Origin of the sequence: Micromonospora sp. Mcm103 (genome assembly GCF_024519755.1) — a bacterium.
In the GTDB taxonomy this organism is placed as follows: Bacteria; Actinomycetota; Actinomycetes; order Mycobacteriales; family Micromonosporaceae; genus Micromonospora; species Micromonospora aurantiaca.
In genome coordinates, this window is record NZ_JALJRJ010000028.1 from 51,875 (window position 1) to 72,910 (window position 21,036).

Sequence of the window (21,036 nt, forward strand, 5' to 3'; positions counted from 1 at the left end):
ACGGTGCACTCCTCGGATGCGGGCCACCGGCGGTGGCGCCTCGCAGACGGGTCGGAGCCGGTCCGCCCGATCCGACATCATCCCCCGGGAAGTTCAGCGGCCCCCGCGTACCGGACGGCGTGCCGGGCGGCCCGGGTCGAGCGAGGCCCGGTCGGCCGCGCTGGTGCCGGAGACCCAGCCCTGCTCGTCACGCACCTGGAGGCGGTGCCGGGTGGTGCCCGGAAAGAGCTGGTCGACGCGTTCCCGGACGGCGTCCGAGCGGGCCGCGAGCACCGGCAGCAGCCGGTCGTCGTCGAGTTCCTCGGCCGCCGCCGCGCTCGCTGACCGCAGCCGGTCGCCGACGCGCAGCGCGAACGCGTTGAGGAACGAATCGTCGTACCCCTTGGTGCGTCGCCCGCCGGCCCTGCCGCGTTCACCCCGGCCGCGCAGCATCGCGGCGGTGGCCTGCACGAGCAGCGAGGTGTGCAGCAGTTCGACAGCCGCCAGGTCGGCCGGGAAGCCGAGGACCGTGGCGAAGCCCAGGTCGTCGGACCAGACCGACTCGCACCGGTTCGCCGCCGCCACCTCCTGGATCAGCAGCGCCTTCGCGGCCGCGTACGGGGCGTCGACGCCGATCCGCACGCCACCCGGGCCGCCGGTCCGGTCGGCCCCGGCGTCGAGCAGCGCCGCGTCGATGCTGTGCCGGGCCATCAGCTCCTGCGCCTTCGCGGTGAACGCCTCCGCCTCGGCCGGGTAGCCGGTCGACTCCGCTTTCGCCAGCAGCGCGCGTACCCGGTCGAGCATCCGGGAACCGCTCGGTGTCGCGGCGGCGAGGGCGGTACCCGCCGAGCCGGGCGGCGGCCGGAGCGCCGCGATCGGCGGCAACCCCGCCACCAGGACGATCGCGTCCACCGCGTCCCGCAGCGCGGTGATCCGGTCCCCGTCGGCGCGCCGATCCAGCCAGCCCGCGTCGTCGTCCCAGCGGGCGCCGGTCTCGGCGAGCTGCTCGTCGAACCAGGCCGGGACCGGCGCGGGCAGCGTGCGCCGCTGCGCGGCCATCGCGTCGCGCAGCAGCCGGGCGCCGCGCGGGGTGAGCCGCCGGACGGCTAGTCGATCAAGGTCGGCGGGCTGCCAGCCACGCGGCCAGAGCCGGCCCACGTCCCGCGTGAGCCGGGCGAGCAGCGCCGCGTCCACCGCCGCGCCGTCGGCCACCACGAGCCCGTCGAGGGCCCGCTCGGCAGCGCGTACGTCGGTGGCGCGCGCGGTCGCGACGGCGGCGTCGAGCAGTCGCTCGGCTGGTGACACGGGTGACTCTCCCTGAACTCCGACAGGCGGCAGGTCGTCCACCCCGGTACCGACGGTACCCGGCCCGCCGGTTCAACCGTCCGGGCCCGGCGTCCGTACTCCTGCCCGGAGCGGGGCGGCGCGACGGACGGAGATCACGTGGGCGGGCACGACCGGGGGCTGCACCGGCGACGACGGAGGTCGAGATCACCACGGGTCCTGGCGGTGGTCCTGGTCGGGGCCGTGCTCGCCGCCGGCGGGTACGCCGCCCGGCACCCGGACCTGCTGGACCGCATCGAGGTGCGGCGGACCGTGCAGGCGGCGGCACCGGGCGCGCCCGCGCCGGACGCGCGTCCCACGCCGACGGCCGCGCCGGCGCCGGTCCCGGCGGCCGGCCGGGTGGCCCCCGGCATCGGCTACCCGGCCCGGGGTGACGGCACGTTCCGCACCGCCGACACGGTCGGCGCGGTCGCCGGCCGCTCCGGTGAGCTGCTGCGCTACCGGGTCGCGGTCGAGGACGGCATCCGCAACGTGGACGTGGAGCGGTTCGCCCGGGACGTCGCCGCCACCCTCGCCGACCGGCGGGGCTGGACCGGCGACGGCCGGTGGCGGCTGCAACGGGTGGGCCGCGACGACCGCGCCGACTTCACAGTGCTGCTCACCACGCCTGTCACCCGGGGGCGGCTGTGCGGCGACCCGAGCGACAGGTACACGTCCTGCCGCAACGGCGACCAGGTGGTGATCAACGTGGCCCGCTGGGTGTACGGGGTGCCGCACGTGACCGATCTCTCCCGCTACCGGCAGTACCTGCTCAACCACGAGGTCGGCCATCGGCTGGGCCGCGGCCACGAGCGCTGCCCCCGGGCCGGCGGTCCGGCGCCGGTGATGGTGCAGCAGACGCTCGGCCTGCACGGCTGCACGCCGAACCCGTGGCCGATCGTGGGCGGCGAGCCGCTGTCCGGACCGCCCGGCCAGTACGACGACCCGATCCCGGCCGGGGACCGCTGAGCCCTCGCCCGGCGGCCGCCCCGGCCCTTCACCGGGAGAACGAGGCCCAGATGTTCTTGGTCTTCCCGGTGGCGTACCAGCCCACGTCGAGCGAGACCGACTGGGCCAGGAACAGACCCCGCCCGCCCGAGTCCGTCGGACTGATGTCGGTCAGCTCCGGCACCGAACTGACGTCGTGGTCGGCCACGTCGAGCAGGAACCGGTCGTCGGTGGTGAGCAGCGTGACGATGGTGGGCGGGCGGCCGTGCCGCAGCGCGTTGCTCGCCAGCTCGGTGGCGACCAGCACGACCAGGTGCGGCACCTCGTCCAGATCCTCGCCCTGCACCAGGCCGTGCCGGTTCAGCGCGTCACGGAGCGAGGCGCGCAGCCCACGAAGATCCTCGGGACTGTCAAGCACCCACTGCTCCAGCTCGGTGGCCTGTGGCGGCGGAGGCGAGGTGCGCAACTGTCCCATGATCTGGCTTTACCCTGCGTAGCCGTTCGTTAAGCAGGTCAGCGCCGCAGCAGCGCGAACACGCCCCACCCCAGGTACTCGCGCTCGAAACGGACGTACCGCACCGGGTCCTCGGTCAGCTCCCGCCGCAGCTCCGGGGCCAGTTCGTCGTCCGGGTTGGCGTCCAGCCAGCGGCGCAGGTTCAGCCAGTGCGCGGCGGCGTACCGGTCCCAGCTGTCCTGGTCGGCGAGGACCATCTCGACCAGGTCCCAGCCGTACTCGCCGAACGACTCGACCAGGCCGGGCAGGTCGCGGAACTCGTCGCGGGACCGGGCGTGCGAGCCGGTGACCGCCTCGTCGTCCGGCGGGTCACGCCGCCAGTAGGGCTCGCCGACGAGCGCCATGCCACCCGGCCGCAACGCCCGGCCGAGCAGGTCCAGCGTCCCGGGCACCCCGCCGCCGATCCAGGTCGCGCCGACGCAGGCGGCCACGTCGACCGGCCGCTCCGGGGTGTACGCCGCGGCGTCGCCGTGCACGAACCGTACCCGGTCAGCTACACCGAGTCCGGCGGCGCGCTCCTGGGCGGCGGCGGTGAAGACGGTGCTGATGTCGACCCCGGTGCCGGTGATCCCGTGGTCGCGGGCCCAGGTGCAGAGCAGTTCGCCCTTTCCGCTGCACAGGTCGAGCATCTCGTCGCCGGGCCGCAGCCGGATCGCCCGGCCCAGCGTGGCCAGCTTGACGTCGTCGAACGGGTTGAGGATGCGCAGCTCGCCTTCGCGAATGGTGAACTGGCGGGGAAGGTCCGGTGAGGTCATTCGTGGAGGGTGCGCCCACCCGGTCACGCGGAGCAACGGAATTCCGGTCTGGGCCCGTCCGGGTCTCCTGGGGTACGGTCACCGCATGGTGGTCGAGGAACACTGGTGGAACGGCGTCAGCAACCCTCGCGGACGGCGCGACGTCTACATCCGCACCGACGGAAGCCAGTGGCAGGTCCAGGCGCAGATCGGCGGGGCGAGCGGCCGGTCCCGGATTCAGCAGTGCCCGAGTCGTGGCTCAGCGACGATCCTGGCCGGGGCGTGGCGCGCGAGCGGCTCCGGCTGGCGCGAGATGCCGCGCTGACCTCACGCTCAGTCACGAGGTCCCTGCACCGAGCGATCGACGGGTGATTCGGCGGCGTGAAACCGTCGTGAAACCGCGCTGATCCCGCCTGCCGTCACGGTTGCGGGCATGACGACGACGAACTCTCCCGGCGCGATGGTCGAGGTGTCCGGGCTGCGCAAGGCGTACCGGAGACAGGTGGTGCTCGACGGTGTCGACCTGCGCGTACCCGAGGCCACTGTCTTCGCCCTGCTCGGCCCGAACGGCGCCGGCAAGACCACCACCGTGCAGATCCTCTCCACACTGATCCGCCCCGACGCCGGCACCGTCCGGGTCGCCGGCCACGACCTGACCGCCGAACCGGACCGGGTACGCGCCGCGATCGGCGTGACCGGCCAGTTCTCCGCCGTCGACGCGCTGCTCACCGGCGCGGAGAACCTGCGGCTGATGACCGACCTGCGGCACCTCGGCCGGGTCGAGGGACGGCGGGTGGTGGACGACCTGCTGGCCCGCTTCGACCTGACGGAGGCGGCGGGCAAGCCGGTGGCGGCGTACTCGGGCGGGATGAAACGCCGGCTGGACCTGGCGATGACGCTCGTCGGCCGGCCCCGGCTGATCTTCCTGGACGAGCCGACGGCCGGCCTGGACCCGCGCAGCCGGCGGGCCATGTGGCAGATCGTCCGTGAACTGGTGGCCGAGGGCGCCACCGTCTTCCTCACCACCCAGTACCTGGAGGAGGCCGACCACCTGGCCGACCGGGTCGCGCTGCTCGACGGCGGCCGCCTGGTCGCCGAGGGCAGCCCGGCCGAGCTGAAGCGGCTGGTGCCCGGCGGCCACGTACGCCTGCACTTCACCGACGCGGCGCAACTCGCAGCGGCGGCCGGGCTGTTCCCGGCGGCCACCCGGCACGACGACGACCTCACCCTGCGGGTACCGGGCGACGGAAGCGTCACCGGGGTACGGGCGCTGCTCGACCGGCTCGACGCGGCCGGTGTCGCTGTCGATTCGCTGAGCCTGCACACCCCCGACCTGGACGACGTCTTCCTGGCCCTCACCGGCCACCCCACCGAGGAGAAGGTGACCGCATGAGCACGCTCGCCCACACCGTCGGCGACTCGGCGACCATGCTGCGCCGCAACCTCAAGCACGCGGTGCGCTACCCGTCGTTGACCGTCATGGTGATCGCCCTGCCGGTGATCTTCCTGCTGCTGTTCGTCTACGTCTTCGGCGGCACGCTCGGCAACGGACTCGGCGGTGTGGCCGGGGGCCGGTCCGCGTATGCCGACTACGTGACCCCCGGCATCCTGCTGCTCGCCATGGCCGGTGCGGCACAGGGCACCGCGATCGCCGTGGCCATGGACATGACCGAGGGCATCGTGGCCCGGTTCCGCACCATGTCCATCGCCCGCGCGGCGGTGCTCACCGGCCACGTCGTCGGCGCGGTGGCGCAGACGCTGCTCGGGCTGGCGGTGGTGGTCGGGGTGGCGCTGCTGGTCGGCTTCCGGCCGGACGCCGGCCCGGCGCAGTGGCTCGCCGCCGCCGGGCTGCTCACCCTCACCGCGTTCGCGATCACCTGGCTGTCGGTCGCGCTGGGCATGGTGCCCAAGAGCGTGGAGAGCGCCAGCAACCTGCCCATGCCGCTGATGCTGCTGCCGTTCCTGGGCAGCGGGTTCGTGCCGACCGACTCGATGCCCGGGTGGCTCGCCTGGTTCGCCGAGCACCAGCCGTTCACCCCGATCATGGAGACGCTGCGCGGGCTGCTCCTGGCCGGTCCGGTCGACGGCGGTGACGCTCTCGCCGCGATGGCCTGGTGTGCCGGGATCAGCCTGCTCGGCTACCTGTGGGCGCGCCGGCTGTACGACCGGGATCCGTCCCGCTGAGTTCCGCCACGGCGGCGAGCCGCAACTCGTCGTGGTCGAGGGCGGCGTACGACGCGCGGGCCGCGTCGTACGCCGCCGCGTCCGCGTCGAGCGCCGCCTGGCGGGCTGCCGCCGAGGACATGGTGGGCTGGAAGTTGCGCAGGTAGCCGAAGCGTTCGGCGAGCGCGACCAGCCGGGCGCCGGCGGCCTTGTCGCCGGTGCCACCCGACCGGTCCAGTTCGACCAGGGCGAGGGCGAGCAGCAGCGACCCGTGGATCGGCAGCTGCACGAGAAAACCGGGCGGGTCGGTGATCGGGTCGGCCAGCAGGGTCACGCTCCGGCGGCGCAACGCGTCGGCGAGCCCCGGCACCAGGTCCAGCCGGCCGTGCCGGGCGTGCGCGGCCAGGGCGGCCGCCCGGATCTCCAGATGCCACGGCGCGTCGCCGGGCGGGCCGGACCAGACGAGCGGATTCGACGGTTGCCGCAACCCGTCCAGCGCCTCCCGCCAGCCGGCCAGGCCGGCCTCGACATCGCCCCGGGCCAGCGCGAACTCGGCCCTGATGCCGCGCTCGTACGCCCGCATGCCGTACTGGTCGTCCGGCACCGGCGCGGCGTCGTACCGGCTGTCGCAGGCGTCGGTGGTGGCCAGCCGCAGCCAGCGTTCCGCCTCGTCGACCTCGCCCAGCGCCAGGTTGACCAGCACCAGGCTCCAGCGGATCTGGAGGCGGTCCCACCACGGGCCGGAGTCGGCCAGCAGGTCCAGCGCGGCGGTCAGGTTGTCCCGGGCCTCCGCCGAGCGTTCGGCCTGCATGCAGAGTTCGCCGACCCGGGAGTGGGCGAGCACCAGGAGCCACCGCAGCGGCCGGTGCGCCAGCGCGTCGAGCATCCGCCGGGCCGCGTCGAGCGCGTCGTCAGGCCGCCCGGCCTGCTCCAGCAGATAGCTGGCCAGGGCGTTCGCCATCGCGGCGACAAGCGGTTCGCGGTGCGCGCGCAGCGCGGTGAGCACGGCCGGTTCGGCGCCGATCTCGGGGAGCGCGCCCAGCACCACCGCCATCGCACCGGCGACCGTGTCCGGCGGGGGCGGCGGCAGGCGGCGCAGTACGACCAGCGAGCGGGTCGAGCGGCGCCCGGCGATCATCAGGTTGTGCGCCACGCCGAGCACGGCGACGGTACGGACCGGCGACACGAACTCCGGCGCCGGACGGTAGTGGGACAGCAGGAAGTCGGTGTCGGCGACCAGCGCGAGCATCCGGGTGTAGCTGGTGTCGAGCGTCCACACGGCGGCCAGCGCGGCGGCGACACCCGCGACTGTCGGTGCGTCGGACCGGGCCACTGCCAGGCGCAGCGCGGCGACCAGGTTGTCCTGCTCGGCGCGGACCGTCGCGACGGTGGTGAACGGTTCGGCGCCGAGCAGCGCCTCGTGGTGCCCGAGGCCGAACTCGCGGGCCCAGGCGAGGTACGCCGCCAGCACCCGCTCGTCCTCGCCGGCCTCGGCGCGGCGGGCGGCGCCGAACTCCCGCACCGTCTCCAGCATCCGGAACCGGATCGCGTCCGGCGTCTCCTCCACCCGCAGCAGTGACTGGTCGACCAGGTGTTCCAGCACCGGCAGCGCGTCCTCGCCGAGCACCCGGTCCGCCGCCGCCGCGCTGAACCCGCCGGGGAAGACGGACAGCGCCCGCAACGCCGCCCGCCCCTCCGGCCGCAGCAGGTTCCAGCTCCAGTCGACCACCGCGTGCAACGTGTGGTGGCGTGGTGGCGCGTCCCGGGGGCCGCCACGCAGCAGCCCGAACCGGTCGTCGAGGCGGCGGGCCAGCTCCGGCACGCTCATCGCCCGCACCCGGGCGGCGGCCAGCTCGATCGCCAGCGGCATCCCGTCCAGGTGCCGGCACACCTCGGCCACCTGGTCGGCGGGCAGCACCACGCCCGGCCGGGCGGCGCGGGCCCGCTGCGTGAACAGCTGCACCGCCGTGTCCAGCGGCAGTTCGGGCAGCGCGTGCACCGCCTCCGAGGTCAACCCCAGCGGGGTGCGGCTGGTGGTCAGCACCCGCAGCTCCCGGGTCGCCGCCAGCAGCGCCGCCACCAGCTCGGCGACGCCCCGGACCACCTGCTCGCAGTTGTCCAGCACCAGCAGCACCGGCCCCGGTCCGAGCGCCGCCACGATCGCGGCGACCGGCTCGGCGGGCACCGGCAGTGCGCCGACCGGCCCGGCGACCGGCTCGCCGACCCCCAGCGCCGCCGCGAGGGCCTCGGGCACGTCGCCGTCGGCGGTGACCGCGCCGAGCGCCACCAGGCGTACGCTGCGCTGCGGCGCGCGCCGCGCCACCGCGTACGCGAGCCGGGTCTTGCCCAGCCCGCCCGGACCGACGACGGAGACCACCCGGGAGCCGGCCAGCAGGGACTCCACCGACGCCAGGTCGCCGTCGCGGCCCAGCAGTGGGTTCGGCTCGTACGGGATGCCGGGCCGGGCCACCCGGCTCTCCCCGTCGAGCAGTTCCCGGTGCAGCTCGCGCAGCGCCGCTCCCGGCTCGGCGCCCAGCTCGTCGCGGAGCGAGCGGCGGTAGTCCTCGTACCGGGTCAGCGCCGCCGACCGGCTCGTCACCGCTGCCTCGCACCGGAGCAGTTCGGCCAGCACCTCCTCGTCGTGCCGGCTTGCGGCGGCCGGCGCGGCGAGCCCGGCCAGCGCCTCCGCGGGCCGTCCGAGCCGGGACAACGCGAGCGCCCGCGCCCGGGACAGTTCGCGGTACGTGGCGGCCCGGTCCGCGCGCAACGCGGCGAGCGGATCGCCCTCACCCGGGTCGTCGCCGGGCGGACCGGCCCAGTACGCCAGCCCGGCCTCCGCCTCGGCGAGTGCGGGCGCGTGCGCACCCGCCCGGGCGTGCCGTGCCGCCGCCGCGGCGTGCCGCAGCACCGCCGCCACGTCCACCTGCGCATCGGTGAGCGCCAGCCGGTAACCGGTGGCGGTCCGGACGATCAGGTCGGCGCCCAGCTCGGCGCGGGCCCGGGAGACCAGGATCTGCAACGCCTTCACCGGATGCCGGGGCGGATCGTCCGGCCAGAGCGCGTCGACGAGCGCACCGGTGCCGCAGCCGGGCCCGAGCCGGCCGGCCAGGAGGGCCAGCAGCCCGCGCAGCCGGGCGCCGCCCACCGGCACACCTCGGCAGACCACGTCCGACAGCAGGGTCAGTTCGGTGGTCACCGGGCCAGCGTAGGCGGCGGACCGGCCCGTCACGGCCCCCGCGCCGTGCGGCCCGTGAAGGCGGCGTTAAAAGCCCCGGCCCGCCCGTACCGGATCCGTCAAAGCCGTCGACCGTACGCACCCGGCCCGGCTGGTATGGCCCGCGGAGGACGTACCGACGCGGGAGGCGGACATGGGACGAGATCGGGCGGACGGGTGCACCGGATTCCGGGTGGCCGCCGGCGCCGTCGTGGTGGTCGGCGCGGCGCTGGTGGCGGCGGGGGTGTTCGGGTCTGACGAGCGGCCCGGGCGGGTCCTGGTGATGGCGGGCGTCGTCGGGGCGTACGCCGCTGTGGTGGCCGACCTGCGCGCGGTCGCGGTGGTGGCCGCGTTGGGTGCGGCGGTCTTCGTCGGGTTCCTCGCGCACCGCTACGGCGAGCTGACCGGCCCGGGTGACGCCTGGTCCCAGGCCGTGCCGATCGGGTTCGCCGCGGTGCTCGGCGCCGGCTACCGGTACCTCCGGTCGATCGGCGCCGAGGCCGATCCGGTGACCCGGATCACGGGCCGCGGAGGCGGCGTGAAAAGCGCGTCAAGAAACCGCGGCCGCGCGTGATGGTCGCGTCAAGACCCCTGTCCGTCCGGCGGATACGGCGCTGTGATTGCCCGGCGCGGCCGGGAGGCGGTCGCGAGGACATCTTCCGCTAGGAGAGGTCAGCCGTGTCTGACGTGCTGTTCGTGTTGCTGACGGTGGGGCTGTTCGCGGCTCTCGCCCTCGTGGTGAGGGGCGTGGAGAAGCTGTGAACGCCGTCAACGCCGTCGGCCTGGTGCTGGCGATCGGCCTGGGCGTGTTCCTGGTCGCCGCCCTGCTGTTCCCGGAGCGCTTCTGATGAGCATGACGACAGCCGGCGTGCTCTTCGTCCTGTCGCTGGTGGCGGCGCTGGTCGCCGTGCACCGGCCGTTCGGCGACTACATGCACCGCGTGGTCGCCGGAACCCGGTCGTCCCGGGTCGAGCGGGGGATCTACCGCCTGGTCGGGGTCGACCCTGCCGCCGAGCAGACCTGGGGCGTGTACGCCCGCTCGGTGCTGGCCTTCTCGGCCGTCTCCCTGCTGTTCCTGTACGCGTTCCAGCGCCTGCAGAACCACCTGTGGCTCTCGCTGGGATTCGACCCGGTGGTGCCGCACGGCGCCTGGAACACCGCTGTGTCGTTCGTGACCAACACGAACTGGCAGTGGTACTCGGGTGAGTCGACGATGGGCCACCTGGTGCAGATGGCCGGCCTGGCGGTGCAGAACTTCGTCTCGGCCGCTGTCGGCATCGCCGTGGCGGTGGCGCTGGTCCGGGGCTTCGCCCGCAGCCGCACCGGCGAGCTGGGCAACTTCTGGGTCGACCTGACCCGGGTCACGCTGCGGATCCTGCTGCCGATCGCGGTGCTCGGCGCGCTCGCGCTGATGCTCGGCGGCGTGGTGCAGAACCTGTCCGGCGGCACCGACGTGACCACGCTGACCGGCGGCACCCAGACCGTCACCGGCGGGCCGGTGGCGAGCCAGGAGGTCATCAAGGAGCTGGGCACCAACGGCGGCGGCTTCTACAACGTCAACAGCGCCCACCCGTTCGAGAACCCGACCGCGTGGACGAACTGGCTGGAGATCTTCCTGATCCTGGTGATCCCGTTCAGCCTGCCCCGGGTCTTCGGCCGGATGGTGGGGCAGAAGCGGCAGGGCTACGCGATCGTCGCGGTCATGGCGATCCTGGCGCTCGCCAGCATCACCCTCACCAACGTCTTCGAGCTGACCGGGGACGGCACGGTGCCGCAGGCGGTCGGCGCGGCGCTGGAGGGCAAGGAGGTGCGCTTCGACGTGTCGAACTCGGCCACGTTCGCGGCGGCCACCACGCTCACCTCGACCGGCGCCGTCAACTCGTTCCACGACTCGTACACCGCGCTGGGCGGCATGATGACGCTGGGCAACATGATGCTCGGCGAGGTCGCGCCCGGCGGCGTCGGCGCCGGCCTGTACGGGCTGCTGATCCTCGCGGTGATCACGGTGTTCGTGGCCGGGCTGATGGTCGGGCGCACCCCGGAGTACCTGGGCAAGAAGATCGGCTCGCGTGAGATCAAGTTCGCCTCGATGTACTTCCTGATCACCCCGGCGCTGGTGCTCACCGGCACCGCCGCCGCGTTCGCCACCGGCAACGCCTCGACGGCGCTGAACGTCGGGCCGCACGGGCTCTCCGAGGTGCTCTACGCGTTCACCTCGGCCAGCAACAACAACGGCTCCGCGTTCGCCGGCATCACCGTGAACACGCAGTGGTGGAACACCGCGCTCGGGCTCTGCATGCTGCTCGGCCGGTTCCTGCCGATCATCTTCGTGCTCGCGCTGGCCGGCTCGCTGGCCCGCCAGCAACCCACACCCGCCTCCGAGGGCACCCTGCCGACCCACCGGCCGTTGTTCGTCGGCATGGTCGTCGGCGTCACAGTGGTCCTCGTCGCGCTCACCTTCCTTCCCGCACTCGCGCTCGGCCCGCTGGCCGAAGGGCTGTGACCACCATGAGAGACAAGGACATGACAGCACCTGTGCAGACCGCCGACGCGCCGGTCATCGGCGACACCGCGGCTCCCGGCACGCCGGACCGCCGGGTCGGCGGCGGACTGCTCGACCCTCGCCAGTTGCTCCGGTCGCTGCCGGACGCGCTGCGCAAGCTCGATCCGCGCACCCTGTGGCGCAACCCGGTGATGCTGATCGTGGAGATCGGCGCGCTGTTCACCACAGTGCTCGCGGTGGCCGACCCGTCCGTCTTCGCGGTCGCGATCACCGTCTGGCTCTGGCTCACCGTGATCTTCGCGAACCTCGCCGAGGCGGTCGCCGAAGGGCGCGGCAAGGCGCAGGCCGACACGCTGCGCCGGGCCAAGCAGGACACCATCGCCACCCGCCTGGTCGGCTGGACGCCCGGTGCCGCCGCGAACGCGTACCGGGACGAGGCGGTGCCCGCGCCGCAACTGCGACAGGGCGACGTCGTCCTGGTCGAGGCCGGGCAGGTCATCCCCGGCGACGGCGACGTGGTGGAGGGCATCGCCAGCGTCGACGAGTCGGCGATCACCGGCGAGTCCGCCCCGGTGATCCGGGAGTCCGGCGGCGACCGCAGCGCGGTCACCGGCGGCACCCGGGTCCTCTCCGACCGGATCGTCGTCCGGATCACCCAGAAGCCCGGCGAGAGCTTCATCGACCGGATGATCGCGCTGGTCGAGGGCGCCAACCGGCAGAAGACGCCGAACGAGATCGCACTGAACATCCTGCTGGCCGCGCTGACGATCATCTTCCTGCTCGCCGTCGTCACGCTCCAGCCCATGGCGATCTTCGCGAAGGGCTACCAGGCCGCCGCGCCGGACACCGCGGCGATCACCGACTCCGGCGTCACCGGCGTCGTGCTCGTGTCGCTTCTGGTCTGTCTCATCCCGACCACCATCGGCGCGCTGCTGTCCGCGATCGGCATCGCCGGCATGGACCGGCTCGTGCAGCGCAACGTACTGGCGATGAGCGGCCGGGCGGTCGAGGCGGCGGGCGACGTCAACACGCTGCTGCTGGACAAGACCGGCACGATCACGCTCGGCAACCGGCAGGCCGCCGAGTTCCTGCCGGTGACCGGCGTGGACGCGGCCACACTCGCCGACGCGGCGCAGCTGTCCAGCCTGGCCGACGAGACCCCCGAGGGCCGCTCGGTGGTGGTGCTCGCGAAGAACGAGTACGGGCTGCGCGAGCGCGAGCCCGGCCTCATCCCGCACGCCACGTTCGTGCCGTTCACCGCGCAGACCCGGATGAGCGGCGTCGACCTCGACGCCGACGGGGGCGTCCGGCACGTCCGCAAGGGTGCGGCCGCCGCGGTGATGAAGTGGGTACGCGACAACGGCGGTCACCCGACCGAACAGGTGGGTGAACTGGTCGACGCGATCAGCGGCACCGGCGGCACGCCGCTCGTGGTGGCCGAGCACGTGGCCGGCGAACCGGCCCGGGCGCTCGGCGTCATCCACCTCAAGGACGTGGTGAAGGCCGGCATGCGGGAGCGCTTCGACGAGATGCGCCGGATGGGCATCCGGACCGTGATGATCACCGGCGACAACCCGCGTACCGCGAAGGCGATCGCCGACGAGGCGGGCGTGGACGACTTCCTCGCCGAGGCCACGCCGGAGGACAAGCTCGCGCTGATCAAGAAGGAGCAGGAGGGCGGCCGGCTCGTCGCCATGACCGGCGACGGCACGAACGACGCGCCCGCGCTGGCCCAGGCGGACGTCGGCGTCGCCATGAACACCGGCACGTCGGCCGCGAAGGAGGCCGGCAACATGGTCGACCTCGACTCCGACCCGACCAAGCTGATCGAGATCGTGGAGATCGGCAAGCAGTTGCTGATCACCCGGGGTGCGCTGACCACGTTCAGCATCGCCAACGACATCGCGAAGTACTTCGCGATCATCCCGGCCATGTTCGCCGGCATCTACCCGTCGCTGGACCGGCTCAACATCATGCGCCTGGACAGCCCTGAGTCGGCGATCCTCTCCGCCGTCGTCTTCAACGCGATTGTCATCGTGGCGTTGATCCCGCTGGCCCTGCGCGGCGTGCGCTACCGCCCGGCCAGCGCCTCGACGCTGCTGCGCCGCAACCTGTGGCTCTACGGCCTCGGCGGCATCGTGGTGCCGTTCGTCGGCATCAAGCTCATCGACCTGCTCGTCCAGTTCGTCCCGGGGATCTCGTGATGCGCCTTCCCAGTTGGCTCTCCCAGCACCTGGCCGCCCTGCGCGCGGTGCTCGTCTTCACCGTGCTGCTCGGCCTGGTCTACCCGCTCGCCCTGGTCGCCGTCGGCCGGCTCCCCGGCCTCGACGGCAGGGCGGACGGCTCACTGCTCACCGTCGGCGGCCGGACCGTCGGCAGCTCGCTGATCGGCCAGTCGTTCACCGACGCGGACGGCAACCCGATCCCGCGCTACTTCCAGTCCCGCCCGTCGGCCGCCGGGGACGGCTACGACCCGACCGCCACCGCGGCGGGCAACCTGGGCCCGGAGAGCGTGGTGGACACGCTCACCGGCGACGAGGAGACCTCGGCGCAGAGCCTGCTCACCCAGGTCTGCGCGCGCAGCAAGGCGGTCGGCGAACTGGACGGCGTGGACGGGCGGCGCCCGTACTGCACCCCGGACGGGGTGGGCGCGGTGCTGGCCGTGTTCCGCGCCGACGGCCTCACCGGCCGGATCACCCGCGTGGTGAGCGTCAACCAGGCCGCGCCCGCGACGCCGTTCGTCGCCACCTGGCAGGGCGTGCCGGTGGAGGCGGCCCAGCCCGGCCACGACTACGTGGCCGAGGGTGGCATCGTCACCCCGGTACGCGGGGACGCTCCCGCCCGCCCGGCCGTGCCGGCCGACGCGGTCACCGCAAGTGGCAGCGGCCTCGACCCGCACATCTCCCCGGCGTACGCCCGGATCCAGGTGGCCCGGGTGGCGCGGGAGCGCGGCGCGGACCCGGCGGCGGTACGGCGGCTGGTCGCCGAGCACACCACCGGCCGGGCGCTGGGCTTCATGGGCGAGCCCGGTGTGAACGTGCTTGAACTCAATCTGGCGCTGGACGAGGCGTTCCCGGCGCGCTGACGCGACAGCGACCGGAGCGGCCCCGGGGAAGACCCGGGGCCGCTCCCGGCCGGTCAGGGAGGATGGACGCTGTGGGCAGGGGTGAACTGCGGATCTACCTCGGGGCCGCCCCGGGCGTCGGGAAGACGTACGCCGTGCTCGAGGAGGCCCAGCGCCGGGCCGAGCGCGGCACCGACGTGGTGATCGGCCTGGTCGAGACGCACGGCCGCCGGCACACCGCCGAGATGATCGGCGACCTGGAGGTGGTGCCGCGCCGGTCGATGACGTACCGGGGCGTCGACTTCACCGAGATGGACCTGGACGCGGTGCTGGCCCGGCGGCCCGAGGTGGTCGTGGTGGACGAGCTGGCCCACACGAACGTGCCCGGCTCCCGTCACGAGAAGCGCTGGCAGGACGTGCAGGAGCTGCTCGACGCCGGGATCAGCGTGCTCAGCACGGTCAACGTGCAGCACCTGGAGTCGCTGAACGACGTGGTCGCGCAGATCACCGGCACCACCCAGCGGGAGACGGTGCCGGACCAGGTGGTCCGGGCCGCCGAGCAGGTCGAGCTGGTGGACATGACGCCGGAGGCGCTGCGCCGGCGGATGGCGCACGGCAACATCTATCGGCCCGACAAGATCGACGCCGCGCTCGGCAACTACTTCCGGGTCGGCAACCTCACCGCGCTGCGCGAACTGGCGCTGCTCTGGCTGGCCGACAAGGTCGACGAGCAGCTCGACGCGTACCGGGCCCAGCAGGGCATCTCCGACACCTGGGAGGCGCGGGAACGGGTGGTGGTCGCGCTGACCGGCGGCCCGGAGGGCGAGACGCTGATCCGCCGGGCCGCCCGCATCGCCGCCCGCAGCAAGGGCGCCGACCTGCTCGCCGTGCACGTGGCCCGCAGCGACGGGCTCGCCGGCGCCGACCCGGCCCAGCTGGCCCGGCAGCGGGTGCTGGTGGAGAGCCTCGGCGGCACGTACCACCAGGTGCTCGGCACCGACATCCCGGCGTCGCTGCTCGACTTCGCGCGGGGCGTCAACGCCACCCAGCTCGTGCTCGGCGCGAGCCGCCGGGGCCGGTTCGCGCAGGTGTTCGCCAGGGGCGTCGGCGTGACCACCACCGCGCTGTCCGGCCCGATCGACGTGCACCTGGTCACCCACCCCGAGGCGGGCCGCGGGCGCCGGGGCACGTCGGTGCCCGCCGCGCTGTCGCGACGCCGGCGGCTGATCGGGTACGCGCTCGCGGTGCTCGGCATGCCGCTGCTCACGCTCGTGCTGCGGACGCTGCCCGACCTCACCCTGACGAACGACATCCTGCTGTTCCTCGCCGGTGTCGTGGGCGTGGCGCTGGTCGGCGGACTGTGGCCCGCGCTGGTCGCCGCGCTCGGCGGCTCGCTGCTGCTCAACTGGTTCTTCACCCCGCCGTACCGGACGCTGACCATCGCCGAGGCGGACAACCTGCTCGCCCTCGGCGTTTTCGTCGGCGTCGCCATCGCGGTGAGCTGGGTGGTCGACGTGGCGGCGCGGCGTACCCGGGAGGCGGCCCGGGCCTCCGCCGACGCGCAGACCCTGGCCACCGTCGCGGGCAGCGTGCTGCGCGGCGAGCGGCCGCTGCCCGCGCTGCTGGACCGGCTGCGGGAGACGTTCGGGCTGCGCGCGGTGAGCGTGCTGGAGCTGACCGACGAGGCCGGCGGACGCCCGGCGCGCGCCCGGGGCGCGGACGCCTGGCGGGTGGTGGCGAGCGTCGGTGACCGGCCGCCGGGCAGCCCGGGCGCGGGCGAGACCGTGGTGCCGGTCGACGACCGGCTCAGCGTGGTGCTCGCCGGCCGGCGGCTGGAGGCAGCCGACCGGCGGGTGGTCGAGGCGTTCGCCGCGCAGGCCGCCGTCGCGCTGCGCCAGGAACGGCTGGCCGAGGAGGCCGCCACCGCCCGTCCGCTGGCCGCCGCCGACCGGATGCGGACCGCGCTGCTCGCGGCGGTCAGCCACGACCTGCGTACGCCGCTGGCGTCGGCGAAGGCGGCGGTGAGCAGCCTGCGCAGCCACGACGTCGAGTTCGACGCGGACGACCGGGAGGAACTGCTCGCCACCGCCGACGAGTCGCTGGACCGGCTCGGCCGGCTGGTGGCGAACCTGCTCGACATGAGCCGGTTGCAGGCCGGCGCGCTGGGCGTGAGCGCCACCGCGATCGGGCTGGAGGACGCCGTACCCCTGGCCCTCGACGAACTGGGCCCGGCGGCGGCCGAGGTGACCACGGACATCCCGGCCGACCTGCCGGCGGCGCTCGCCGACCCGGGCCTGCTGGAGCGGGTGCTCGTCAACATCGTGGCGAACGCGCTGCGGCACAGCCCGCCCGGCCGGCCGCCGACGATCACCGGCAGCGCGCACGCCGGACAGGTCGAGCTGCGGGTGATCGACACCGGGCCGGGCATCCCGGAGGACCAGTGGGAGCACGTCTTCCTGCCGTTCCAGCGCCTCGGCGACCGGGACAACCAGACCGGGGTGGGCCTGGGGCTGGCGCTGTCCCGGGGACTCGCCGAGGCGATGGGTGGCAGCATCACCCCGGAGACCACGCCCGGTGGCGGTCTCACCATGGTGCTGCGGCTGCCGGCCGCCACCCAGCCGGAGGGGCCGCAGGAATGACCCGCATCCTGGTCGTCGACGACGAGCCGCAGATCCTGCGCGCGCTGCGGATCAACCTGCGCGCCCGGGGCTACGACGTCGAGGTCGCAGACAGCGGCGCCGCCGCGCTCAAGGCCGCCGCCGCACACCCGCCGGATCTGGTGGTGCTCGACCTCGGCCTGCCCGACCTGGACGGCACCGACGTCATCCGGGGCCTGCGCGGCTGGACCGCCGTGCCGATCATCGTGCTGTCCGGGCGGGCCGGCAGCGAGGACAAGGTGTCCGCGCTCGACGCGGGCGCCGACGACTACGTGACCAAGCCGTTCGGCGTGGACGAGCTGCTCGCCCGCATCCGGGCGGTGACCCGGCGGCTCGCCCCCGCCTCGCCCGCCGTGCCCGCGCTGCGGATCGGCCGCAACACCGTCGACCTGGCCGACCGGACCGTCACCCGGGACGACGGCGTCGAGGTCAAGCTCACCCCCACCCAGTGGGCCATGCTGGAGAAGCTGCTGCGCAACCCGGGCAAGCTGGTCAGCCAGCGCCAGTTGCTGCACGACGTGTGGGGACCGGAGTACCACCACGAGACGAACTACCTGCGGCAGTACATGGCCCAGTTGCGCCGCAAGCTGGAGGACGACCCGGCCCGGCCCCGGCACCTGATCACCGAACCGGGCATGGGCTACCGCTACCGCCCCTGACGTTTGCGCGAGCCCCGGCGGGGGATTCGGCGAGCCGGCCGAGCAGCGGGGGAGGGGCATGGCGGACAACCGGTCCTCGGAGGGGTTCGGCCGCCGCCTCGACGAGCACGCCATCGATGCGGGCGCGGCCGAGCCGGAGCGACCCGACGGGCTGGTCGACAGCGGCGTCTACGTCGGCGGCGTACGCCGGGCGTCACCTGTGAGCCTCGCCGACACGTTCCGCTGCCTGCAACAGCTCGACGACGCGATGGCCTGGATCGGGCTGCGCCGGCCGGGCCGGGAGGAGGTGGCCTCGGTCGCCGCCGAGTTCCAGCTTCCCGACCTGGCCGTCGAGGACGCGATCAACGCCCACCAGCGTCCCAAGCTGGAACGCTACGGCGACACCCTGTTCGTGGTGCTGCGCGCCGCCCGCTACCTGGACGCCCGGGACGCGGTCGAGTTCGCCGAACTGCACCTGTTCCTCGGCCCCGGTTTCGTGATCACCGTGCGGCACGGCGGCACGCCCGACCTGGCCGGCGTGCGGCGGCGGCTGGAGGCCGAACCCGAGGTGCTCGCGCTCGGCCCGGAAGCAGTGCTCTACGCCGTACTCGACCGGGTGGTGGACGGCTACGCGCCGGTGGTGGCCGGGCTGGAGAACGACATCGACGAGATCGAGACCGAGGTGTTCGGCGGCGACCCGAACGCCAGCCGCCGCATCTACGAGCTGAGCCGCGAGGTGATCCAGTTCCAGCGGGCCGCCCGGCCGCTGCTGAAGGTGGTCGACGCGCTCACGCACGGCTTCGACAGGTACGGCACGGACGAGGAACTGCGCCGCCGGCTGCGCGACGTGGCCGACCACCTGACCCAGGTGGTGGAGCGGGTGGACGGGTTCCGGCACCTGCTCCAGAACATCCTCACCGTCAACGCCACACTGGTGTCGCAGGCGCAGAACGAGGAGATGCGCAGCCTGACCGCTGCCAGCTTCGAGCAGAACGAGGAGATCAAGCGGGTCTCCGCGTGGGCGGCCATCCTGTTCGCGCCCACCCTGATCGGCACCGTCTACGGGATGAACTTCACCCACATGCCGGAGCTGGACTGGCGGTACGGCTACCTGTTCGCGGTCACCCTGATGCTCGCCGTCTGCGGCGCGCTCTACCTGCTGTTCAAACGCCGCGGCTGGCTCTGAGCCGGGCCGTGCGCGTCTCGGCCGCAGCCGCACGCCTTCGTTGATCCACTAAAGTGTCCGGGTGGCTACCCCCCGTCGTGCGCGCGTCGTCCGGTTCCGGCCCTCCGGAGCGGAACGCTGATCGGGGACACGGTTCCGGCACCGCGCGGCGGGCGCCGGACCAGTGACGGAAAGCGCGGGCTGGCCGGCCACTGTGCCCGGATCGTCGCGTCCCGGCCGTTCGAGGTGGCCATCGTGGTGCTCATCATGGCCAACGGCGTGGTGCTGGGCATCGAGACGTACCCGAACCTCGGCGCGGCCGGGCCGGTGCTGCGGTGGACGGAGTGGATGTTCCGGGCGGTCTTCGTCGTGGAGATCACCATCCGGGTGCTCGCGTACGGCCGCCGCCCGCAGGACTTCTTCCGGCACGGCTGGAACGTCTTCGACCTGCTGGTGACGGCGGCCATATTCGTCCCGGGCCTGCACGGCGACTCGGCCGTACTGCGGTTCATCCGGGTCGCCCGGGTACTGCGTCTGGTGCGCTTCTCACCCGGCCTGCGGACCATCGTCGCAGCACTGTGGCGCAGCCTCCCAGGCGTCGCGGGTTTCCTCGCGCTCGCCGCCGTCACGCTCTACGTGTACGGCATGGCCGGCTGGCTGATCTTCGGAACCCGCTACCCCGAGCAGTACGGCGACATCGGCCGCTCGCTTGTCACGCTGTTCGTGCTGCTGTCCCTGGAGACGCTGCCGGACCTGCTGGAACAGGGTCTGGAGGTGTCACCGTGGACGCTGCTCTACTACGTCAGCTTCGTGATGATCGCGGTAAACCTCCTGCTGAACATCCTCATCGCCGTCATCGTCAACTCGATGGAGGAGGCGCGCCGGCTTGAGATGACCGAGGGGCTGGCGTCCGACTACGACTCCGACGGGGACGGGATTCCGGACGAGGTGGACCGGATCGCGATCAGCCAGCGCCTGGACGACCTGCGCATGGTGATCGCCGAGTTGGAGCGGGAACTGCGCATCGAGCGGGAGGAGCCGCCCGGCGCGCCGCGCCGCCGGCAGCCCTCGGACCACTGATCAGGGGCGGTCATGACAGTTCCGTGACGAAAGCGGTTCCCGGGTTTGGCCGACTGGTTGATCGGGGCAACCAGGCTGACGCCAACACATTTGAGGGAAGGGACGCCTCTCGTGGAGATCACGGGCTTCTTCACCGCGCTCATCATCGGTCTCATCATCGGTGCGCTCGGGCGCCTGGTGGTGCCGGGCAAGCAGAACATCCCGATCTGGCTGACCCTGCTCATCGGTGTGGTCGCCGCGTTCGTCGGCACGCTGGTGGCCGGCGCGTTCGGCGTCGACGACACCCCCGGCATCGACTGGATCGAGCTGGCGCTCCAGGTCGGCTTCGCCGCCATCGGTGTCGCCGTCTTCGCCGGCCTCTACGGACGCCGCCGCATCTGAGGCACCCGCCGGGGCCGCTTCCGCACGTCGCGGAAGCGGCCCCGGCGTGTCACTCCCGCCAGCCGGTCAGCTCGACGCCCTTCGCCAGCTCCACCCGGAAGCCCAGGGCGATCTCGCCGCTCTCACCCGGCGCCAGCGACAGCCGCCACGTCAGCTCGCCCAGCTCCGTACGCTCGGCCGGCGGCGGCGTCAGCGCGGTCTCGCGTACCACCACCGCCTCGTCGCGGGACACCGGCAGCTGATCCCGCACCTCCACAGTGGCCGGCCGGGGCGTGTGGTTCGCCACAGTGATCCGGTACTCCACCTCCCGCCGCCGCGTCGACCCGAGCGTGGCCTTGCTCTCGGTGCGCCGGGACAGCTTCCGCTCCACCCGCAGCCGGTCGTCCACCCCGAGCGCCAGCTCGGTCTCCTCGCCCGGCGCCCACGTCTTCAGCCGCGTCGCCGCCACGAAATCGGCGCCGTGGAAGACCGACGCCGGGCCGGGCAGCAGCGTGTGGTCCGACGTGTTGCGGACCGTGGCCCGCAGGTGCGCCTCGGCGGCACGCACCGGCACGCTCACGTGGTCCAGCCGGGCCGGCAGCTCCAGCACCGCGATCGTCACCCGGTGCGCACTGCCGTCCGCGGGAACCGCTACCGGCCGCGCGGGCCGGTAGGTGGCCGCCGTCACGCCCTG

General features: G+C 73.6%; 19 protein-coding genes. 14 read left to right on the forward strand and 5 right to left on the reverse strand.

The genetic code is table 11. The features are described from left to right. Positions 1–93: 93 nt before the first annotated feature. Positions 94–1,284 (reverse strand): DUF2786 domain-containing protein, encoded by a 1,191-nt coding sequence (locus OC439_RS27235; protein WP_262015916.1) that lies wholly within the window; start codon positions 1,282–1,284, stop codon positions 94–96. Between the two features lie 204 nt (positions 1,285–1,488). Between OC439_RS27235 and OC439_RS27240 the strand changes: the two genes are divergently transcribed. Next, positions 1,489–2,271, forward strand: a complete 783-nt coding sequence (locus OC439_RS27240; protein WP_262015917.1) for a DUF3152 domain-containing protein — start codon at positions 1,489–1,491, stop codon at positions 2,269–2,271. Positions 2,272–2,299: 28 nt separating this feature from the next. On the opposite strand, the gene OC439_RS27245 is transcribed toward OC439_RS27240, so the two are convergent. Together OC439_RS27245 and OC439_RS27250 are read right to left on the reverse strand one after the other, a co-directional pair. Then, entirely contained in the window at positions 2,300–2,725 is a 426-nt protein-coding gene (locus OC439_RS27245) for an ATP-binding protein (protein ID WP_262015918.1), read from the reverse strand. 38 nt (positions 2,726–2,763) lie between these two features. Beyond that, positions 2,764–3,519: an SAM-dependent methyltransferase gene (locus OC439_RS27250; protein ID WP_262015919.1), complete on the reverse strand. Its 756-nt coding sequence runs from the start codon at positions 3,517–3,519 to the stop codon at positions 2,764–2,766. 85 nt (positions 3,520–3,604) lie between these two features. Here OC439_RS27250 and OC439_RS27255 point away from each other — a divergent pair, with 85 nt between their 5' ends. The 3 genes from OC439_RS27255 (at position 3,605) to OC439_RS27265 (ending at position 5,682) form a co-directional block, all read left to right on the forward strand. Continuing rightward, entirely contained in the window at positions 3,605–3,823 is a 219-nt protein-coding gene (locus OC439_RS27255) for a hypothetical protein (protein ID WP_013283796.1), read from the forward strand. Positions 3,824–3,931: 108 nt separating this feature from the next. Continuing rightward, positions 3,932–4,891 (forward strand): ATP-binding cassette domain-containing protein, encoded by a 960-nt coding sequence (locus OC439_RS27260; protein ID WP_262015920.1) that lies wholly within the window; start codon positions 3,932–3,934, stop codon positions 4,889–4,891. Beyond that, a complete protein-coding gene (locus tag OC439_RS27265; RefSeq protein WP_262015921.1) occupies positions 4,888–5,682 on the forward strand; it encodes an ABC transporter permease in 795 nt (264 codons plus the stop codon). Before OC439_RS27260 ends, OC439_RS27265 begins: the two co-directional genes overlap by 4 nt. Here the strand turns inward: OC439_RS27265 and OC439_RS27270 are convergent. Beyond that, the gene (locus OC439_RS27270; protein ID WP_262015922.1) at positions 5,624–8,857 is read right to left on the reverse strand and encodes an AfsR/SARP family transcriptional regulator; all 3,234 of its coding nucleotides are present in this window, start codon (positions 8,855–8,857) and stop codon (positions 5,624–5,626) included. The two genes, OC439_RS27265 and OC439_RS27270, sit on opposite strands and share 59 nt — an antisense overlap. Before the next feature lie 172 nt (positions 8,858–9,029). Here OC439_RS27270 and OC439_RS27275 point away from each other — a divergent pair, with 172 nt between their 5' ends. The 10 genes from OC439_RS27275 (at position 9,030) to OC439_RS27320 (ending at position 20,363) form a co-directional block, all read left to right on the forward strand. Continuing rightward, positions 9,030–9,449 carry a hypothetical protein gene (locus OC439_RS27275; protein ID WP_262015923.1) on the forward strand — a complete coding sequence of 140 codons (420 nt, stop codon included), beginning with the start codon at positions 9,030–9,032 and terminating at the stop codon, positions 9,447–9,449. A gap of 184 nt (positions 9,450–9,633) precedes the next feature. Continuing rightward, positions 9,634–9,723, forward strand: a complete 90-nt coding sequence (gene kdpF / locus OC439_RS27280) for a K(+)-transporting ATPase subunit F (protein WP_036311210.1) — start codon at positions 9,634–9,636, stop codon at positions 9,721–9,723. Continuing rightward, positions 9,723–11,378 carry a potassium-transporting ATPase subunit KdpA gene (gene kdpA, locus OC439_RS27285; RefSeq protein ID WP_135243031.1) on the forward strand — a complete coding sequence of 552 codons (1,656 nt, stop codon included), beginning with the start codon at positions 9,723–9,725 and terminating at the stop codon, positions 11,376–11,378. The genes kdpF and kdpA overlap by 1 nt, the downstream gene beginning before the upstream one ends. Before the next feature lie 20 nt (positions 11,379–11,398). Next, entirely contained in the window at positions 11,399–13,582 is a 2,184-nt protein-coding gene (gene kdpB, locus OC439_RS27290) for a potassium-transporting ATPase subunit KdpB (protein WP_262015924.1), read from the forward strand. After that, positions 13,582–14,463, forward strand: coding sequence for a potassium-transporting ATPase subunit C (locus tag OC439_RS27295; RefSeq protein ID WP_262015925.1), 882 nt, complete (start codon positions 13,582–13,584; stop codon positions 14,461–14,463). Before kdpB ends, OC439_RS27295 begins: the two co-directional genes overlap by 1 nt. Positions 14,464–14,534: 71 nt before the next feature. Then, positions 14,535–17,081 (forward strand): DUF4118 domain-containing protein, encoded by a 2,547-nt coding sequence (locus OC439_RS27300; RefSeq protein WP_262015926.1) that lies wholly within the window; start codon positions 14,535–14,537, stop codon positions 17,079–17,081. Next, the gene (locus OC439_RS27305) at positions 17,078–17,758 is read left to right on the forward strand and encodes a response regulator (RefSeq protein ID WP_262015927.1); all 681 of its coding nucleotides are present in this window, start codon (positions 17,078–17,080) and stop codon (positions 17,756–17,758) included. The genes OC439_RS27300 and OC439_RS27305 overlap by 4 nt, the downstream gene beginning before the upstream one ends. Positions 17,759–17,816: 58 nt before the next feature. After that, entirely contained in the window at positions 17,817–18,923 is a 1,107-nt protein-coding gene (locus OC439_RS27310; protein WP_262015928.1) for a magnesium and cobalt transport protein CorA, read from the forward strand. 180 nt (positions 18,924–19,103) lie between these two features. Next, positions 19,104–19,982, forward strand: coding sequence for an ion transporter (locus OC439_RS27315; protein WP_262015934.1), 879 nt, complete (start codon positions 19,104–19,106; stop codon positions 19,980–19,982). A gap of 111 nt (positions 19,983–20,093) precedes the next feature. Beyond that, positions 20,094–20,363 carry a GlsB/YeaQ/YmgE family stress response membrane protein gene (locus OC439_RS27320; RefSeq protein WP_174533488.1) on the forward strand — a complete coding sequence of 90 codons (270 nt, stop codon included), beginning with the start codon at positions 20,094–20,096 and terminating at the stop codon, positions 20,361–20,363. Positions 20,364–20,412: 49 nt separating this feature from the next. Here the strand turns inward: OC439_RS27320 and OC439_RS27325 are convergent. Continuing rightward, positions 20,413–21,036: DUF4139 domain-containing protein (locus OC439_RS27325; protein WP_262015929.1), on the reverse strand; the 624-nt coding region annotated here is incomplete at its 5' end.

Coding starts and splice junctions, on each gene's coding strand:
- kdpB (WP_262015924.1), top strand. CDS start 11,399: ATGACAGCACCTGTGCAGACCGCCGACGCGCCGGTCATCGGCGACACC.
- OC439_RS27245 (WP_262015918.1), bottom strand. CDS start 2,725: ATGGGACAGTTGCGCACCTCGCCTCCGCCGCCACAGGCCACCGAGCTG.
- OC439_RS27255 (WP_013283796.1), top strand. CDS start 3,605: ATGGTGGTCGAGGAACACTGGTGGAACGGCGTCAGCAACCCTCGCGGA.
- OC439_RS27310 (WP_262015928.1), top strand. CDS start 17,817: ATGGCGGACAACCGGTCCTCGGAGGGGTTCGGCCGCCGCCTCGACGAG.
- OC439_RS27275 (WP_262015923.1), top strand. CDS start 9,030: ATGGGACGAGATCGGGCGGACGGGTGCACCGGATTCCGGGTGGCCGCC.
- OC439_RS27250 (WP_262015919.1), bottom strand. CDS start 3,519: ATGACCTCACCGGACCTTCCCCGCCAGTTCACCATTCGCGAAGGCGAG.
- OC439_RS27260 (WP_262015920.1), top strand. CDS start 3,932: ATGACGACGACGAACTCTCCCGGCGCGATGGTCGAGGTGTCCGGGCTG.
- kdpA (WP_135243031.1), top strand. CDS start 9,723: ATGAGCATGACGACAGCCGGCGTGCTCTTCGTCCTGTCGCTGGTGGCG.
- OC439_RS27295 (WP_262015925.1), top strand. CDS start 13,582: ATGCGCCTTCCCAGTTGGCTCTCCCAGCACCTGGCCGCCCTGCGCGCG.
- OC439_RS27305 (WP_262015927.1), top strand. CDS start 17,078: ATGACCCGCATCCTGGTCGTCGACGACGAGCCGCAGATCCTGCGCGCG.
- OC439_RS27265 (WP_262015921.1), top strand. CDS start 4,888: ATGAGCACGCTCGCCCACACCGTCGGCGACTCGGCGACCATGCTGCGC.